The sequence below is a fragment of the Cellulomonas aerilata genome, from assembly GCF_007991755.1.
Classification (GTDB): Bacteria; Actinomycetota; Actinomycetes; order Actinomycetales; family Cellulomonadaceae; genus Pengzhenrongella; species Pengzhenrongella aerilata.
The window spans coordinates 127,175-142,166 of the sequence record NZ_BJYY01000013.1 but is presented as its reverse complement, the minus strand read 5'-3'; the positions used below and the strand labels follow the sequence as shown (position 1 = coordinate 142,166).

The 14,992-nt window shown below is 75.8% G+C and carries 13 protein-coding genes and 2 tRNA genes; 7 read left to right on the top strand and 8 right to left on the bottom strand.

From position 1 onward, the window contains the following. Window positions 1-17 precede the first annotated feature (17 nt). From CAE01nite_RS08910 to CAE01nite_RS08900, 3 genes are read right to left on the bottom strand one after another with little or no spacing between them, the layout of a single operon-like run. A complete protein-coding gene (locus CAE01nite_RS08910; RefSeq protein WP_146902988.1) occupies window positions 18-1,025 on the bottom strand; it encodes a glycine betaine ABC transporter substrate-binding protein in 1,008 nt (335 codons plus the stop codon). Further along, a complete protein-coding gene (locus tag CAE01nite_RS08905) occupies window positions 1,022-1,786 on the bottom strand; it encodes an ABC transporter permease (RefSeq protein WP_246131101.1) in 765 nt (254 codons plus the stop codon). Before CAE01nite_RS08905 ends, CAE01nite_RS08910 begins: the two co-directional genes overlap by 4 nt. Then, window positions 1,783-2,463, bottom strand: a complete 681-nt coding sequence (locus tag CAE01nite_RS08900; RefSeq protein WP_307724985.1) for an ABC transporter permease — start codon at window positions 2,461-2,463, stop codon at window positions 1,783-1,785. Before CAE01nite_RS08900 ends, CAE01nite_RS08905 begins: the two co-directional genes overlap by 4 nt. A gap of 67 nt (window positions 2,464-2,530) precedes the next feature. On the opposite strand from CAE01nite_RS08900, the gene CAE01nite_RS08895 reads away from it, so the two are divergent. Both CAE01nite_RS08895 and CAE01nite_RS08890 read left to right on the top strand, forming a co-directional pair. After that, window positions 2,531-3,601, top strand: coding sequence for an ABC transporter ATP-binding protein (locus tag CAE01nite_RS08895; RefSeq protein WP_146902985.1), 1,071 nt, complete (start codon window positions 2,531-2,533; stop codon window positions 3,599-3,601). Further along, the gene (locus CAE01nite_RS08890; protein WP_146902982.1) at window positions 3,598-4,509 is read left to right on the top strand and encodes an ATP-grasp domain-containing protein; all 912 of its coding nucleotides are present in this window, start codon (window positions 3,598-3,600) and stop codon (window positions 4,507-4,509) included. The genes CAE01nite_RS08895 and CAE01nite_RS08890 overlap by 4 nt, the downstream gene beginning before the upstream one ends. 96 nt (window positions 4,510-4,605) lie before the next feature. Here the strand turns inward: CAE01nite_RS08890 and CAE01nite_RS08885 are convergent. From CAE01nite_RS08885 to CAE01nite_RS18765, 3 genes are all read right to left on the bottom strand, one after another. Beyond that, window positions 4,606-4,678, bottom strand: a tRNA-His gene (locus CAE01nite_RS08885). A 71-nt stretch (window positions 4,679-4,749) separates the two neighbouring features. Beyond that, complete coding sequence (gene orn / locus CAE01nite_RS08880; RefSeq protein WP_281285581.1) at window positions 4,750-5,409, bottom strand: oligoribonuclease; 660 nt, start codon at window positions 5,407-5,409, stop codon at window positions 4,750-4,752. A gap of 169 nt (window positions 5,410-5,578) precedes the next feature. Next, window positions 5,579-5,707 (bottom strand): hypothetical protein, encoded by a 129-nt coding sequence (locus CAE01nite_RS18765; protein WP_281285580.1) that lies wholly within the window; start codon window positions 5,705-5,707, stop codon window positions 5,579-5,581. A gap of 201 nt (window positions 5,708-5,908) precedes the next feature. Between CAE01nite_RS18765 and CAE01nite_RS08875 the strand changes: the two genes are divergently transcribed. Next, window positions 5,909-6,667 (top strand): phosphatase PAP2 family protein, encoded by a 759-nt coding sequence (locus CAE01nite_RS08875; RefSeq protein ID WP_146902979.1) that lies wholly within the window; start codon window positions 5,909-5,911, stop codon window positions 6,665-6,667. A 115-nt stretch (window positions 6,668-6,782) separates the two neighbouring features. On the opposite strand, the gene CAE01nite_RS08870 is transcribed toward CAE01nite_RS08875, so the two are convergent. After that, window positions 6,783-6,855 (bottom strand) — tRNA-Arg (locus tag CAE01nite_RS08870). A 76-nt stretch (window positions 6,856-6,931) separates the two neighbouring features. Further along, the gene (locus CAE01nite_RS08865) at window positions 6,932-8,833 is read right to left on the bottom strand and encodes a gamma-glutamyltransferase family protein (protein ID WP_146902976.1); all 1,902 of its coding nucleotides are present in this window, start codon (window positions 8,831-8,833) and stop codon (window positions 6,932-6,934) included. 127 nt (window positions 8,834-8,960) lie between these two features. On the opposite strand from CAE01nite_RS08865, the gene CAE01nite_RS08860 reads away from it, so the two are divergent. The 4 genes from CAE01nite_RS08860 to ettA all read left to right on the top strand — a co-directional run bounded on the left by CAE01nite_RS08860 (window position 8,961) and on the right by ettA (window position 14,992). Beyond that, window positions 8,961-10,631 (top strand): dynamin family protein, encoded by a 1,671-nt coding sequence (locus CAE01nite_RS08860; protein WP_146902973.1) that lies wholly within the window; start codon window positions 8,961-8,963, stop codon window positions 10,629-10,631. A gap of 188 nt (window positions 10,632-10,819) precedes the next feature. Further along, window positions 10,820-12,391: a GTPase gene (locus tag CAE01nite_RS08855; RefSeq protein ID WP_246131099.1), complete on the top strand. Its 1,572-nt coding sequence runs from the start codon at window positions 10,820-10,822 to the stop codon at window positions 12,389-12,391. An 87-nt stretch (window positions 12,392-12,478) separates the two neighbouring features. Beyond that, window positions 12,479-13,048 (top strand): single-stranded DNA-binding protein, encoded by a 570-nt coding sequence (locus tag CAE01nite_RS08850; protein WP_146902968.1) that lies wholly within the window; start codon window positions 12,479-12,481, stop codon window positions 13,046-13,048. 261 nt (window positions 13,049-13,309) lie between these two features. Next, window positions 13,310-14,992, top strand: coding sequence for an energy-dependent translational throttle protein EttA (gene ettA / locus CAE01nite_RS08845; RefSeq protein WP_146902965.1), 1,683 nt, complete (start codon window positions 13,310-13,312; stop codon window positions 14,990-14,992).

The following is a 14,992-nucleotide window of genomic DNA, read 5'->3' as shown; positions in this document are numbered from 1 at the left end:
TCGGTGGTGCGGCCCGGTCAGCCGGCCAGGGCGGCGTCGGACGAGAACACCAGACCCAGCGTGATCCGCCCCTGCTGCAGCGCGGTCTTGGTCAGCGGGCCACCCGGGTCCAGCGACACGAACTCGCCGACCTGGAGCCCGTAGGTGTCCACGAGGCCGGGCTGGCAGAACGGACGCTCGGGGCACTCCGGCGGACCGCCCAGGACGACGCCCCCGCACGTGTCCGCGAGCTCGCTCAGGGTCGAGACGTCGTACTCCTCGGCGAACGCGGTCGTGACCGCGAAGGCGTTCTGGTCCTGCGCCTGGGACGGGGTCCCGAGCACGAGCCCCACCCCCTCGCCGAGCGTGGTGAGCTCGGCCATCGTGGCGTCGAGGTCCGAGCTGGCCAGCGCCGGGGCGTCGGGGCCGTTCGCACCCTTGTTGAGGAACTCGGTCAGCGTGCCCGCGTACTCCGGGACCGCGGTCAGGGCGCCCGCCTGGACGGCCGGCAGGTACGTCTCGCGGTTGCCGATCGCCTGCGTGGACGCGTCGTAGCCCGCCGCGCGCAGCACGCCCGCGTACAGCTCGGCCAGCGTCGCGCTCTCGGAGAAGTTGGCGGCCCCGATGACGACCTGCCGCCCGGAGCCGACCTGGTCCTGCGTGGTCAGGCCCTTCTCGGCGAGGTACTGCTCGGCGACCTGGGTGGACGTCTGGCGGTCGACGTCGACGGCCTTGTTGAGCTCGATGAGCGTCGCGGTGTCCAGCGTCGCGGAGACGGCGTCGAGGAGGGGCACCAGGGCGGGGTCGGCCGCCGCCGCGCCGGCGTTCACCGCCGGGACGATGTTGTCGACGGTCTGCAGCCCCTGGTCGTCCTCCAGGACGACCAGCGACTCCCCGGCGACCGGGTCGCAGGTCGCGACCTCCTCAGCCGTGACGGTGGCCGCCGTGGTCGGTGCGGTGCCGGACGAGCCCGGGTCGCCGCAGGCCGCGGTGAGGGTGAGGAGCCCGGCCGCGAGGGCGGCGAGCAGCGGACGGCGTGCGTTCATGCGGACTCCTGAGGGGACGGGACGGCAGCGTGCTCATTGGACCCGCGGACGGTGCCCGGGGCAATTCCTCGGACGCGCCGGGCACGGGCGGGGCGCAGGCCGGCCGGGGTGACCGCACGCTGGGCCACCGCCAGGACGGCCTCGGCGAGGAGGCACACCGCGGTCACCAGGACCGCCCCGGCGAGGACCTGCCCGAACCGCCGGTTGGCGAAGCCGGACACGATGATCGGCCCGAGCCCGCCACCGCCGACCAGCGCGGCGAGCGGGATGGTCGCGATCACCTGGACCGTCGCGGTCCGCAGCCCCGCGGCGAGCAGCGGCAGCGCCAGGGGCAGCTCCATCTGCAGCAGCGAGCGCGTGGGGGACAGGCCCATGCCGCGGGCGGCGTCGCGCACGTCGGGGTCCACGCCCAGGAGGCCGGTGACGGCGTTGGTGAGGATCGGCGGGACCGCGAACACCGCCGCGGCGACCACGGTGGCGCGGTTGCCGAACCCGATCGCCGTCGAGGCGAAGATGAGCAGCAGCGCCAGGGTCGGCAGCGCGCGGGACGCGTTGGCGAGCATGACCGCGACGCCGCCGCCGCGGCGTGCGTGCCCCAGCCAGACGCCCACCGGCAGGGCGACGACGGCGGCGAGCAGCACCGCGACCGCGGACATCCCCAGGTGCTCCACCAGGCGGGCGGGGATGCCGGACGGCCCGGTCCAGTTCAGCGGGTCGTTGAGCCACGTGACGGCGTCGCCGGCCACCGAGGTGCGGATCACCGGACCGACCCGGCGCGCAGCCACGGGGTGACGGCTCGTCCCAGCAGGCGCAGCAGCCCGTCGGCGACCAGCGCCAGCGCCACGCACAGCAGCGCCGCGGTGAGGATCTCGGCGTGGTAGTCGCTCTGGAAGCCGCGGAACATCAGCTGCCCGAGCCCGCCGTAGCCGACGACGACGCCGATGGTCGCCAGCGCCACGGTCGTCACCGTCGCCAGCCGCAGCCCGGCCATCACCGCGGGGACGGCGTGCGGCAGCTCGACCGTCAGCAGCAGCCGGGCGCGTCCGTACCCGAGCCCGCGGGCGGCGTCGCGCACGTCCTCGGGGACCCCCTGGAGGCCGACCAGCACGTTGCGGACCAGCACGAGCAGCGCGTACATGACCAGCCCGATGAGCACGGACAGGCGCGCGTCGAGCAGGAACGGGTAGATGAGCGCGAACAGCGCCAGGGAGGGGATCGTGTACAGCGCCCCGGAGAACCCCAGCACCGGGCCGGCCAGCCGTGGGTGGACGTGCGCCAGCGCCGCCAGGGGCAGCGCCACGACGGTCGCGAGCGCGACGGCCTGCACGGTGAGCCCGACGTGCTGGCCGAGCGCGTCCAGGATGTCGCCGCGGTTGGTCTGCACGTACTGCCAGGAGAGCCACGGGTTGGCCGGGGCCGACGCGGCGGACGAGATCACGCTGGGACGCTACCTGCCCGCGATCCCCCTGGTCGACGGGACGCGGTGCGAAGTAGCGTGCCGCGGCATGAGCCTCCCCGGCGAGACCGTGATCCGCTACGAGCGGGCCCGCAAGGAGTACGGCGACGGGACGGTCGCGGTCGAGGGCCTGGACCTGGACGTGCACGCGCACGAGCTGCTGGCGCTGGTGGGCCCCTCCGGGTGCGGCAAGTCCACGACCCTGCGGATGGCCAACCGCCTCGTCGAGCTCACGTCGGGGCGGCTCCTCGTGGAGGGCGCGGACGTCGCGGACGCCGATCCCGTCGCCCTGCGGCGGCGGATGGGCTACGTCATCCAGAACGTCGGGCTGTTCCCGCACCGGACCGTCGAGCAGAACGTGGCGACCGTGCCGCGGCTGCTCGGCTGGTCCCGGGAGCGGATCCGGTCCCGGGTGGTCGACCTGCTCGAGCTGGTCGGGCTCGCGCCGGACACCTACGCGCGCCGCTACCCGCACCAGCTCTCCGGCGGGGAGCGCCAGCGCGTCGGGGTGGCCCGCGCCCTCGCGGTCGACCCGCCGGTCCTGCTGATGGACGAGCCGTTCGGCGCCGTCGACCCGGTCGGCCGACGCCGGCTGCAGGCGCAGTTCGGCCGGATCCGCAGCGAGCTCGGCACGACGGTCATGCTCGTGACGCACGACGTCGACGAGGCCGTGCGGCTGGGGGACCGCATCGCCGTCTTCAGCCGCGGCGGGCACCTGGAGCAGCTCGCGGACCCGGTGAGCCTGCTGGCCCGGCCGGCGACGCCGATGGTCGCCGACTTCGTGGGCCAGGGCGCCGCCGTCCGGCTGCTGGGCCTGGGGCGGCTGGAGCGCGCGGACGTGGGGGCACCCGCGGGGCCCGCGGCGTCCGGTGCCTCCACCGGCACCTCGGACGGCTCGTGGCAGGGCGGCCCCGTGCGGCTCGGCGACCCGCTCGACGAGGTCCTCGGTGCCCTGGCCACCAGCCCAGCGGGTGCGGTGCACGTGCAGGACGACGCGGGCGCCGTCGTCGGATCCGTCACGGCGGACGCCCTGCTGCGCGCGCTGCACCGCATGGCCGACTCCGCCCCGGCCGGCTCACCCGCCCCTGCGCAGCCCGCCGTCGGTAGCCTGCGCCCATGACCTCCCCGCGCATCGCCCTCGCCACGTGCTCGACGTTCCCCGACCTGGAGTCCGACGACGCCCCCCTGCTGCCGGCGCTCGCGCAGCGCGGGGTGGACGCCGTCGCGGCCGTCTGGGACGACGCCGACGTCGACTGGTCCGGCTTCGACCTCGTCGTGGTGCGGGACACCTGGGACTACTCCCCGCGGCGCGAGGAGTTCCTGACGTGGGCGCGCTCGCTGCGCGCCGTGGCCAACCCGGCGTCGGTGCTCGAGTGGAACACCGACAAGGGCTACCTGCGCGACCTGGAGGCCGCGGGCCTGCCGACGGTCCCGACCATCTGGCTCGACCCGGCGCGCAACCTCACGTCCCGCGCGGTGCACACCCGGTTCCCGGCCATGGGCGACTTCGTGGTCAAGCCCACGGTCAGCGCCGGCGCCAAGGACACCGGTCGCTACAACGCCAACGAGGCGCAGCAGCGCGGCCTGGCGATCGTGCACGCCCGGGACCTGCTGCGCGCCGGCCGGCACGTCATGGTCCAGCCGTACCTGTCCCGCGTGGACACCGCGGGGGAGACGGCGCTGGTGTACGTCGACGGCGAGTTCAGCCACGCGGTGCGCAAGGGCCCGCTGCTGGAGGGCCCGTACCGGGGCGTGGAGGGCCTGTTCAAGCCGGAGCAGATGGCCGCCCGCGAGGCGTCCGAGGCGGAGCGCGCCGTCGCCGACCGGGTGGTGGCCGCACTGCCCGGCATCGTCCCCGGCGCCGGCGAGGGCGCGCTGCTCTACACGCGCGTGGACCTGCTGCAGGGCCCGGACGGCGCCCCCCTCATCCTCGAGGTCGAGCTCACCGAGCCGTCGCTGTTCCTGTCGCTGGCCGACGGCGCGCTGGACCGGTTCGCGGACGCGATCACGCGGCGCGTCGCGGCCTGAGAGCGGGGCCCGCGCCCGCCCGCGGGCGTGCCCCGGGGCGGGCGTGCCCCGGACGCGGAACGGCGTCCGGCCCTCGGGCCGGACGCCGTTCGTGCGGGTGGCTAACGGGACTTGAACCCGCGACCCCCTGGACCACAACCAGGTGCTCTACCACCTGAGCTATAGCCACCATGGCCCGCGACGTGCGTGCCGGGCCGACGAGAAGTGTAGCGGCTCCGGCGGGGTGCTCGTCGCAGGCGGTCAGGCGTCGGCGACCGGCACGCCGCGCCGGGCAGCCACGGTGGTGGCGGCGACCTGCGCGGCGATCGCCTTCGCGGTCCTGGAGTCCGGCCCGGGCTGCGGGACCAGCAGCGCGGCACGGTAGTAGCGCAGCTCGTCGATGCTCTCGAGGATGTCCGCCAGCGCCCGGTGACCGCCGCTCTTGGCCGGGGAGGCGAAGTAGACCCGCGGGTACCAGCGGCGCGCGAGCTCCTTGATCGAGGACACGTCGATCACCCGGTAGTGCAGGTGCTCCATCAGCTCGGGCATGTCCCGGTCGAGGTACGCCTTGTCCGTCCCGATCGAGTTGCCGGCGAGCGGGGCCCGTCCGGCGTCGGGGATCCACTCGCGCAGGTACTCCAGCACGCGCGCCTCGGCGTCGACCAGGGTCGTCCCGTTGGGCAGGTCGGCGAGCAGCCCGGACGTCGTGTGCATCTGGCGGACGAAGTCGCCCATCTGCTCCAGTGCCGCGTCCGGCGGCTTGATGACCACGTCGACACCGTCGCCGAGCACGTTGAGCTCGGAGTCGGTGACGATGGCGGCGACCTCGACCAGCGCGTCCACGCTGGTGTCGAGGCCGGTCATCTCGCAGTCGATCCAGACGATGCGGTCGCCGCTGGCGCCGGCGGAGTTCACGGTCACGGGCGCCACCCTACGGGGCGGGCGCGGGGCCGTCCGGCAGGGCGCGGTCGAGGGAGCAGGCGGGCGCCGGGCCGGAGCGGCACCGCGTGTCCGGCGACGTCGGAGAGGTCCCGGACGCGGCGGAGCGGGCCCGGCCGTGGGGCCGGACCCGCTCAGCGCGCACGGGCGGTCAGCGGACGGCCAGCAGCAAGGGCAGGACCTCGCCGCGGACGGTGTCGCGCTGGAGCGTGAGGAGGATCTCGAGGCGGTCCGCGACGTCGCGGTGCCGCAGGTGCTGGTCGGGGACGGGGGTGTTCATGGTCGTTCACTCTCGTGACGTGGTCGGGATGGGTCTGGCCGGACCCTGACGTCACCGCGGTGGGACCACCTCACCACCGCACGCCCGTGCAGGTCACGGCTTTTTCCCCGTCGCGGGCCGCAGGTGCGCCGCGTGGGCACCCCTGGTGGGCACCGGGGGCACCGGGGGCGGTCCCGGCCGCTCCCGGGTTAGCGTCGTCCGGTGACCGCCCCGACCTCGACCTCCCAGCGCGTCCTCACCTGGTACGCGACCCGCCCGCTCCTGCGCGCCGTCCTGCCCGGACTCCTCCTGGTGGGCCTGGGGGCGCTGCTGTTCGGCGCCATGCTGGACGCCGTCCAGGAGCAGGACGACCTGTCGCTGTTCGACCGGCCGGTGCTGGAGTTCCTGGTGGGCGTCCGCAGCGGCGCGGTGACCGCGGTGCTGGCGGCCCTGACGTTCGTCACGGGCCCGACCGTGCTGCCGGTGATCGTCCTGGTCGCGTGCGTGCTGTGGGGGGTCGTCCGCCGCGAGTGGTGGCGGCCGCTGCTGCTGGCCGGCGCGATGATCGGCTCCACCCTGCTCTCCCTGGCGGTCAAGGGGCTCGTGGCGCGGCCCCGGCCACCCGAGGAGACGATGTTCATCCCCGGGTCGGAGACGACCGGGTCGTTCCCGTCCGGCCACACCATCGGCACGGCGACCTTCCTCTTCGTCGCCGGGTACCTGGTCGCCAGCCGCCACCGGACGCGACGGTTCGTCGTGGGATGGCTGGTGGGCGGGCTGATCGGCGTGGCGGCGGTCGCGCTGAGCCGCCTGTACCTGGGGTACCACTTCCTCACCGACGTGGTCGCGGCCGCGGGGCTCGCGGTCGCCGTCGTCGGGGTCATCACGGTGATCGACCGGGTGCACGTCACGCACGGGCTGCCGGCCGGCGAGCCGGAGCCCGGCTGGAGCCCGGAGCCGCCGCCCGAGCTCACCCCGTAGCGTCGTCGCGTCCGGTCGGGTGGCGGCTCGGGCGGGCGAGCCTCGGGCGTCCCCCGGCGTGCGGGATGCCGGGACCACGACGTGCTCGCCTTCGACGTCGCAGCACATCGGCAGGCGCCCCCAGCAGGACTCGAACCTGCAACCTACGGATTAGAAGGCCGTTGCTCTATCCATTGAGCTATGGGGGCTCGCCGGGCCGGGCCCGGTCACCGCTCAGCGTGCCACAGCGTGCGCTCCCACCTGCGAAGCGGCTCGCTGCGGGCGTCAGCGCCCGACCGCGTACGCCTGAATCCCGCGGGGCGTCGCGGCGCCGCGCAGCATGCCGTCCGGCCGGGTCCCGACCGCGCTCAGCCGCCCCAGCGACCAGGGTCCGGTGACGGTGACGGCGTGCCCCCGCCGGCGCAGCTCGGCCAGCACGTCCGGGCCCAGCCGCTCCTCGGCGTGCAGGCCGCGCAGCTCGATGTCGCGGGGGTCGAAGGACGACACGAGGTGGGTGGTGTGCCAGGTCGGGGCGTCGATGGCCTCCTGGATGCCCATGCCGTACACGAGGTGGCGGAGCAGGAACGGCAGCTGCCACTGGTCCTGCTGGTCACCGCCCGGCGTCCCGCAGGCGAGCTCGGCGACGCCGTCGCGCAGCACCAGGGTCGGGCTCAGCGTGGTGCGCGGACGTGCCCCCGGGGTGATCGAGGAGGGCAGCCCGCGCTCCACCCAAAACATCTGCGCGCGGGTCGGCAGGGCGAAGCCGAGCGCGGGGACGACGGGGGAGCTCTGCAGCCAGCCGCCGCTGGGCGTCACCGAGACGACGTTGCCGTACCGGTCGACCACGTCCAGGTGGCAGGTGTCCCCGCGCGTGAGACCGTCCCCGGCGACGGCGGGATCGGTCCCGGGGCCGGTCGCGCCGGACGACGGCGCGTCCTCGCCGAGCGCGAACGTCGGCTCGCCGGTCCCGGCGGTGCGCCGCCGGGGCGCCGGTCCGGTGTCGCCGGCGGCCGCGCGGGACCGCTCCACCTCGGCGAGCACCCGGGCCGGGAGGCGCGGCTCGCGTCCGTCCGGGCTGCCCGGGCGCAGCTCGTCGGAGGCGTCCGACCCGATCAGGCGCCGGCGCGCGTCGGCGTACGGGCCGGAGAGCAGCGTGGCCAGGGGGACGTCGGTGTGGTCGGGGTCCCCGTACCAGGCGTCGCGGTCCGCGTACGCGAGCTTGGCGGACTCCACCACGGTGTGGACGAGCTCGGCGGACCCCGGCCGGGTGTCGGCCAGGTCCATCCCGGCCAGCACGGTGAGCTGCTGCAGCAGTGCCGGCCCCTGACCCCACGGCCCGGTCTTGGCGATCGTGCGCCCGGCCAGCTCGGCGGTCGCGGCGCGCTCCTCGCGCACGCGCCAGCCGGCCAGGTCGTCGTAGCGCAGGAGCCCGGCGTGCGGACGCCCCGTCGCGTCCATGACCGACGTCGTCCGGACGAACCGGTCGACCTCCTCGGCGACGAAGCCCTCGTAGAAGGCGGCGCGCGCGGCCTCGATGCCTGCCTCCCGGTCCGGGCCGGCCGCGTCCGCGGCGGCGGCGAGCCGCTCCAGGGTCCGTCCGAGCGCGACGTTGCGGAACCGCTCCGTCGGGGCCGGGGCGTGGCCGTCCGGCAGGTACACGGCGGACGAGGTCGGCCAGTGCTCGGTGAACAGGTCGGCGACCCGGGCGATCGTCGCGGCGGCCTGCGGCAGCAGCGGGTGGCCGTCCAGCGCGTAGCCGATCGCAGGAGCCAGGACGTCACGCACGTGCTTGGTGCCGTACCGGGCGAGCAGGTCCATCCAGGTGCCGAACGCGCCGGGGACCACCGCGGGCAGCAGCCCCGTGCCGGGGATGAGGTCGACGCCGAGGTCCTCGAAGGCCTCCGGCGTCGCCAGGGCCGGCGCCGTCCCCTGGCCGCTGAGCACGAACGGCTCGCCGCTGCCTGCGGTGCAGCCGATCACCGGGACGTCCCCGCCCAGGCCGTTGAGGTGCGGCTCGACCACGTGCAGGACCAGACCGGCGGCCACGGCGGCGTCGAACGCGTTGCCGCCCGCCTCCAGCAGCGCCATCCCGGACTGGGACGCGAGCCAGTGCGTCGAGGCGACCATGCCGACGGTGCCCACGAGCTCGGGCCGGGTGGTGAAGGGCTGAGGCGTCACGTCGGGCATGCTCGCACGCGCCCCGCGGTGCCGCCTCGGGTGCCGCTTCGGGTGCTGCCTCGGGCGCCGCCGCCGGCGCGATCGGGCTGTTCGCGTGCGGCGCGCGCGTTTGGTCGCACCCGGGCGCTACGGGAGGATGACCGCTGTGAGCGCCCAGCCGGATCTCCACGCGACGGACGCGAGCACCGAACCGCCCACGGTCACCCCCTCGCTCCTGGACGCGGTCCGTGACCTGCGACGGGACGTCGAGCGCACGACCTTCCCGCTCGAGCTGCCCGGCGTGGAGGAGGCCCGCGCGTCCCGCGCGCGGCTGCTGGACCAGCTCTCGGACCACCTGCTCCCGCGCCTGGAGCAGCTGTCCGCGCCGGCCGTCGTCGTGCTGGCCGGCTCCACCGGCGCGGGCAAGTCGACCCTGGCGAACTCCCTGCTCGGCACCGAGGTGTCGCCGGCGGGCGTGCTGCGGCCGACCACCCGCCGCCCCGTCCTCGTGCACCACCCCGACGACGGCGAGCTCCTCGCCGGGCACCCCCTGATGGGCGCCGTCGACGTCGTCCCGCACGACGGCGTCCCGCGCGGCATCGCGCTGCTCGACGCCCCCGACCTCGACTCGGTGCTGCGGTCCAACCGGGAGACCGCCCGGCGCCTGCTCGAGGCCGCGGACCTGTGGCTGTTCGTCACCACCGCCGCGCGCTACGGCGACGCGCTGCCCTGGCGGGTGCTGGACGGGGCGATGGAGCGCCGCGCGTCCGTCGCCATGGTGCTGAACCGGGTCCCGACCGAGTCGCTGGCGACCGTCCGCGGTGACCTGCTGACCCGGCTGCGGGAGCGCGGCATGCAGGGCGTCCCGCTGTTCGTCCTGCCGGACGTCGGGCCGCACGAGGGCTTGCTGGAGCCGTCCGCCGTCGCCCCCATCAACCGCTGGCTGACCACCGTCGCCGGCCCGGACCGCGCCCGGTCGGTGATCGCCCGCACGCTGCGGGGCTCGCTCGGCTCGCTGCGCGGCTGGGTGGACGGGCTCGCGGAGTCGGTCCAGGAGCAGGTCGACGCGGCCGGGGCGCTGCGCGTCCGGATCGCCGCCGCGGTCGCCTCCCCGACGGCCGCCGCGGGGGGCGCGGTGCTCGCCGGTGCGGTCGCCGACGGCGCCGTCCGGGCCTCCTGGGCGGAGCTGGCCACCGGCGCGGGCCCGCTGGCACGTGCCGTCGGGCGCTCCGGACGGCTGCGCGGGTCCCGCCGGACCGCACGCACCCGAGAGGCGGCGCTGGAGCCGCTCCTGGAGCACCTCGAGCGGTCCGCCGCGGCCGCGCTGGACGCTGCCGCCACCACGGCCGAGACCGAGCTCCGGGCACGGCTCACCGGTCCGGACGCGCCCCCGGGGTCGGCCGGCCTGGTGGCCGGCTGGGCCACGCACGACCACGCCGAGGCGCGCACCCGGGAGGCCCGGCGCTCCGCGCACCAGTGGGTCCGCTCCGCCGACGACGCCGTCGCGGCCCTGGTGGCGTCCGGCGACCCGGACACAGCGCGGCGCGCGCAGGGGGCGGCCTCCGCGCTCGGCGCGCGCGGGCTGGCCGCCGTCCTGCTCGCCGCGGCGGCGGGGCTCGCGCCCGCCGGGCAGCTCATGCACGCCGCGCTCGGCGACGCCGGCGTCCCCGTCCGCGAGGCGCTGCGCGACGGGCTCGTGCAGCGGGCCCGCGAGCAGGTGAGCCAGGAGGCGGCGTCCCTCGAGCGCCACCTCACCGTGCCCGACCTCGCACCCGACGCCGCCTCGCGGCTGCGGCTGCGGCTGGCCGTCCTCAAGGGGCTGACATGACCGACGCACCACCCGGCCGGCACGCGGGCGGCACCGCCCCGGCCGGACCCCCCGGTCCGCGGGGGCTCCCGACCGCGGGGAGCGGCGGCGAGGCTGCGGTGCCACCGACGTCCGCGCCGGCGGCGGCCGGCGTGACCGCGACGCCGGGCGTCCCCGGACGCGGAGCGCACCGGTCACGCACCGCGGACGTGAGCGGACGCGTCGAGACCCTCGAGCGGGCGCTGGAGGTCGGTGGCGACCGTCTGGACCCCCGGGTCCGGCGTCAGGTGGCCGCTGCCGCGGCCGGCGTCCGGGAGCGGCTCGCCCTGGGCATCGACCACACGATCGTCGCGCTCGTCGGCGGGACCGGGTCGGGCAAGTCCAGCCTGTTCAACGCCGTGTCCGGCCTGCCGTTCTCCGACGTCGGGGTGAAGCGGCCGACGACGTCCGAGGTCACCGCATGCGTGTGGGGCGGGACGGGCACGGCGCTGCTGGACTGGCTCGGTGTCGCGCCGGACCACCGGATCGAGCGGGAGACCGCCCTGGACGGTGAGGCGCAGGCCGACCTGCGCGGTCTGGTCCTGCTCGACCTGCCCGACTACGACTCGGTGGAGTCCGCGCACCGCGACGTCGTCGACCGGCTGCTGCCGATGGTCGACCTGCTCGTGTGGGTCGTCGACCCGCAGAAGTACGCCGACGACGCGCTGCACTCGGGGTACCTGCGCGACCTCGTCGGCCACGAGGCCGCGATGACGGTCGTGCTCAACCAGGTCGACACCGTCCCGGACGGGGTCCGCGAGCGCCTGGTCCACGACGTGGAGCGCCTGCTCGCCGAGGACGGCCTGGTCGGCGTGCGCGTGCGGCCGACGTCCGTGCGGACCGGCTTCGGGGTGGGCGACGTCCGGGCCGCGCTCGCCGCCGTCGTGGCCGGGCCGAGCACCGCCGCCGTCCGCGCCGGTGCGGAGGTCGAGGCCGCAGCCCGCCTGCTCACGGCTCAGGTCGCGCCGGCCGAGCCGGAGGCCGCGGACCTGCCCACCGAGCGGGTGGTGGACGCGCTCGCCGAGGCGGCCGGTCTGCCGGCGATCGCGTCCGGGGTCGAGGCGTCGGTGCGCGGCGGTCGAGGGCCGGTGCCGTCGTTCGGCGCGGTGCAGCCGGACACCGTCGACCTCGCGCGCCACCGCTGGCTCACGGACGTGACCGCGGGGCTCCCGGCGCCGTGGCAGCGGGCGGTGGCCGACCGCGTCGCGCCCGCCGAGACGCTCCGGCAGGACGTCGACCGGGCGCTGCACGCGGTCGCCGTCGCGGCGCGCCGCTCGCGGTCGGCGCTGGTGGCGGGCGTCGCCGCGGTCGTCGCCGGTCTCGCGGCGCTGGTCGTCGCGGCGCTCGTGGTCGGCGCGTCCGTCACCGACGCCGGCGGCCTGGACCGCGCCGCAGGACGGTGGGCCACCCCGCTGCTCGCGGGGGTGCTCGCCCTGGTCGCCGTGCTGCTGGCGCTGGTCGCGGCGGCGCTGCGGCGCCGGGCGGGCCGCCGCCGCGCGGCGGCCGTGCTCGGCGAGGGTCGGTCCGCGCTGGACGACGTCGTCGCCGCGCGCCTGGTGGCGCCGACGCTCGCCGTGCTGGGCGAGCACCGGGAGGTGCGCACGCTCGCCGCCGCCGCGGCTGCAGCGCCCGGCTCGCCTGCAGCGCCCGCCTCGCCGGTCCGGCCCGCCTCGGCCGGCTCGCCCACCTCGGCCGCCCGGCCGACCCCGGGCGCGGATGGCGAGAGACCGTCCACCGCCTGACGGTCGGCGCTCCCCGCGGCGTGGCCGCCCGGCGCGAACCTCGACCCGAGGGCCGGCGTGCGCCGGCCGCCCGGGCGAGGAGGAGCCATGAGCACGAACGACCTGACGGTGACGCTGGTGGGCTGGGTGGGCACCGAGCCCAGGCACTACACGGGCGCGACGGCGACGCCCTTCACGAGCTTCCGCATGGCGAACACCCGGCGGTACTTCGACCGCGCGCAGGACGCGTGGGCGGACGGGCGGACCGAGTGGTTCACGGTCAAGGTGTGGCGCCAGTCGGCGCTCAACGTCGCGTCGTCCCTGCGCAAGGGCGACCCGGTGCTGGTGCACGGGCGCCTGTCGACGGAGCAGTGGGAGAGCCCGGAGGGTCCCCGCACCTCGCTGGTGCTCGAGGCGCTCGCGATCGGACCGGACCTCACCTACGGGCGGGCGACGTTCGCCCGCACCGTCCACGTCGCGCCGGGGACGCCGGACGTGGGCTCCGGCGAGGACGGGGGCGGCGGGAGGGACGCCGACGACCCGTGGGCGTCGGACCTGCTCGGCGGGGGCGACCGCCCGCCGGCAGGGGAGGACGGGGCGGGAGGCGCCGGCGACCCGGCGACGTCCGGGCCCGCCGTCGAGGCGGACGACGGCGACCGGGAGCTCGACCGGGTCTGACCGCCCCGCCGGCGAGCCGCCGGTGCCCGCCCGCGGCCCCCGCGTGCGGCGGGCACCGGCCCGGGGGTACGGCGGCGGCGCCGCCCGGTGTACCGACGCGGCGCCGCCGGTGTACCGACGCGGCGCCGCCCGGTCGTCCGGACGCGGCGCGGTCCGGGGTCACCCTCCCGGCACGCTCCCGCCCGCCCCCGTAGGCTGGGGGCAGAGGCGGCCCGTGCGGGCCCGGACCCCCAACTTCGACGTGAGGCGGACACGAGAGCCGTGGCTGAGTTCATCTACACCATGTACAAGGCGCGGAAGGCGCACGGTGACAAGGTCATCCTCGACGACGTCACCCTGAACTTCCTCCCCGGCGCCAAGATCGGCGTCGTCGGCCCCAACGGCGCCGGGAAGTCCACGATCCTCAAGATCATGGCGGGGCTGGAGCAGCCCTCCAACGGCGAGGCCCGCCTGTCGCCCGGCTTCAGCGTCGGCATCCTCATGCAGGAGCCGGACCTGAACGAGGAGAAGACGGTCCTGGGCAACGTCGAGGAGGGCGTCGCCGAGCTCAAGGGCCAGATCGACCGCTTCAACGAGATCTCGGCCCTCATGGCCGACCCGGACGCCGACTTCGACACCCTGCTCGCCGAGATGGGCGAGCTGCAGGAGAAGATCGACGCGGCCGACGGCTGGGACCTCGACGCCCAGCTCGAGCAGGCCATGGACGCGCTGCGCTGCCCGCCGGCGGACGCCGACGTGTCGGTCCTGTCCGGTGGCGAGCGCCGCCGGGTCGCGCTGTGCAAGCTGCTCCTGCAGAAGCCCGACCTGCTGCTGCTCGACGAGCCCACCAACCACCTGGACGCCGAGAGCGTGCTGTGGCTGGAGCAGCACCTGTCGCAGTACGCCGGTGCCATCCTCGCCGTCACCCACGACCGGTACTTCCTCGACCACGTGGCGGAGTGGATCTGCGAGGTCGACCGCGGGCGCCTGTACCCGTACGAGGGCAACTACTCCACGTACCTGGAGAAGAAGCAGGCGCGTCTGGAGGTCCAGGGCAAGAAGGACGCCAAGCTCGCCAAGCGCCTCGCCGAGGAGCTCACCTGGGTGCGGATGAACGCCAAGGGCCGCCAGACCAAGTCCAAGTCGCGCCTGGCGCGCTACGAGGAGATGGCCGCCGAGGCGGACCGCACCCGCAAGCTGGACTTCGAGGAGATCCAGATCCCGCCGGGCCCGCGCCTGGGGTCGATCGTCATCGAGGCCAAGGACCTGGAGAAGGGCTTCGACGGCCGGGTCCTCATCGACGACCTGTCCTTCACGCTGCCGCGCAACGGCATCGTCGGGGTGATCGGGCCGAACGGCGTCGGCAAGACGACCCTGTTCAAGACGATCGTGGGCCTCGAGCCGCTCGACGACGGCGAGCTGAAGGTCGGCGAGACGGTCAAGCTGTCCTACGTCGACCAGAGCCGCGCCGGCATCGACCCGAAGAAGACCCTGTGGGAGGTCGTGTCCGACGGGCTGGACTACATGAAGGTCGGCAACGTCGAGATGCCGTCGCGCGCCTACGTCGCCGCGTTCGGCTTCAAGGGGCCCGACCAGCAGAAGCCGGCCGGCGTGCTGTCCGGTGGGGAGCGCAACCGCCTCAACCTCGCGCTCACCCTCAAGCAGGGCGGCAACGTGCTGCTGCTCGACGAGCCCACCAACGACCTCGACGTCGAGACGCTCGGGTCGCTGGAGAACGCCCTGCTGGAGTTCCCCGGCTGCGCCGTGGTGGTCTCCCACGACCGGTGGTTCCTGGACCGGGTCGCGACGCACATCCTCGCCTACGAGGGCACCGAGGCGAACCCGTCCAGCTGGTACTGGTTCGAGGGGAACTTCGCCGCGTACGAGGAGAACAAGGTGTCCCGGCTCGGGGCGGATGCGGCCCGGCCGCACCGCGTCACGTACCGCAAGCTGACCCGGAGCTGA